The sequence below is a fragment of the uncultured Planktosalinus sp. genome, assembly GCF_963973675.1.
Lineage (GTDB): Bacteria > Bacteroidota > Bacteroidia > Flavobacteriales > Flavobacteriaceae > Planktosalinus.
Genome location: NZ_CAXBAN010000404.1, coordinates 1 through 2,289, shown reverse-complemented (window position 1 = coordinate 2,289; position 2,289 = coordinate 1). Strand labels below are relative to the sequence as shown.

Genomic DNA, 2,289 nt, shown 5'->3' with positions numbered 1-2,289 from the left:
CTTGAAAATCTACTGATTCCTCAGGGCTAAACAAAATCCGTTTTTTGGGGTCCACTTTGAGAATGTAATACTTCAACGCTCCCAGACCGATAGTAGAATATAGTTCTTGTTTCTCAGCTTTGGTATATCCATCCAGCTTTCCCAATTCTTCAGATATTCGGGCAGCAGTTTGGGTCATTTCTGAAATCAAATCATCGGCATCAACAACGGTCCCTTCACGGCTTTTCATTTTACCGCTGGGTAAGTCCACCATACCATAACTCAAATGAAAAAGATTTTCAGCCCATTGGTAGCCCAGCTTTTTAAGGATGAGAAACAATACTTTAAAATGATAATCCTGCTCGTTCCCCACAGTATAAACCATTCCACCAATATCCGGGAAGTCTTTAACACGTTGTATAGCAGTACCAATATCCTGGGTCATATAAACAGCCGTTCCGTCACTGCGCAACACGATCTTTTCATCAAGACCCTCATCTGTCAAATCAATCCAAACACTGCCATCTTCTTTCTTATAAAAAACGCCCATTTCCAGACCACGGGCCACAACATCTTTACCCAATAAATAAGTATCGCTTTCATAATAATAGGAATCGAAATCAACACCTATGTTTTTATAAGTCACCTCAAAACCTGCATACACCCAGCTGTTCATCATCTTCCATAACTGTACAACTTCTTCATCTCCGTTTTCCCATTGTTGAAGCATCAGTTGGGCTTCAAGCAATAAGGGCGCTTGCTTTTTAGCTTCGGATTCAAGCATTCCTTGTTCAACTAAAGAGGCTACTTCTTTTTTATATTCCTGATCAAACTTCACATAATAATTCCCTACCAGCTTATCACCTTTGATACCAGTGATTTCAGGGGTTTCTCCATGACCAAATTTCTTCCAGGCCAGCATGCTCTTACAAATATGAATACCCCGGTCATTGATAATCTGAGTTTTATAAACCTTAGTTCCGGAGGCCTTTAAAATTTCAGCAACCGAATAACCCAGCAACACATTTCTGATATGCCCCAAATGGAGTGGCTTATTGGTATTGGGGGAAGCATATTCCACCATCACAGCCTTCGTGCCCGGCGCAATCTCTCGATGGCCAAAATGGGCTTGGTTTAAAATGCTCTTAAAAAAGTCCAGATAAAAACCTTCAGAAATCACAAGATTTAAAAAACCTTTCACCACATTAAAATCGGCCACCTCAGGAATATGAGCCACTAGGTAAGTACCTAGATCCTGCCCCAACTGTTCAGGGTTCATTTTTACATACCTCAGCATAGGAAAGGTCACTACAGTAACATCCCCTTCAAAATCCTTTCGGGTAGCTTGAAACTCAACCCCGGGTAAGTTAACCTGATACAAGGATAAAAAAGCCTCTTTAATTGTATGCTCCAATGTGTGTTGTAAATCCATATGCGAATAGTTGTTGCCCTTTTTCAGCCTGCAAATATAGGGCAAAAATACCTTTTTAACCCTATTAAAAATCCCATTCGTCCACACAAACAACTCACAACAGCCACCATAAAATCAACTCGAATAAATTCGAATAAATTCGGAACAATTCGTATTTTTATAAAATGTTGGTAAACGTCTCCTATAACAATCCCGAAATAAAAAGAAAAATTGATGCTGAAGTGGGAAAACCTTTTCCATTGACGGAACGTATCAAAATGAATGGCGTGGGCTCACCCAAACTCTTCATTACTTCCACCAGCCTTGAAATTCACAACCTACTCATTCTGGACAACAACCGAAATGTGTGCAATATTGAAATGAGACCCAACGGGATTATAGTGGGATTCAGGTCGCTGTTAGAAAGCTATGCCCTGGTAATTCCTTACTATAAATTAAATACCTACAAAGGCAAAGCCGAAGAATACGGTATATACAAAGACCATCATTTTGTCAAAGTAAGTGCAACCGAAAAAGCAATTCACCGGTTTTTCCAAAAAATCATAAATTATAAAATTGACAACAGCCCAACGCAGATTGAGGATTTGTGATTAGCAAAATGTGATGGGCTACTCAATTTTGACCCCATTTTTACTCCTTCCGCAAAAATGATGACAAAAATTTACAGTCTCAAAATACAGCAAAAATAATCTTATGTATTTACGTCTTAAATCAATCTTCTAACTTCGGCTAGGGATTTCATTTTTGTAGCTCTGAATAGGATGCGGGATAAAAGAAGAAAAAGTTATACCCTTTAGGCGGTATTTTTGCACTTCAGCAAAAATGATGACAAAAACCAATTAAATCAACCAAATAACCCTTAATTATTAAATGAATGA

2 protein-coding genes are annotated in these 2,289 nt (G+C 38.6%); one reads left to right on the top strand and one right to left on the bottom strand.

Features of this window, described 5'->3' with window-relative positions; translation table 11 throughout:
• Window positions 1-1,411 (bottom strand): arginine--tRNA ligase (gene argS / locus AACY61_RS12670; protein WP_339611944.1); only part of this gene is annotated, 1,411 nt, incomplete at its 3' end.
• Between the two features lie 164 nt (window positions 1,412-1,575).
• Here argS and AACY61_RS12665 point away from each other — a divergent pair.
• Entirely contained in the window at window positions 1,576-2,001 is a 426-nt protein-coding gene (locus AACY61_RS12665) for a hypothetical protein (RefSeq protein ID WP_339611943.1), read from the top strand.
• The last annotated feature ends 288 nt before the right edge of the window (window positions 2,002-2,289 follow it).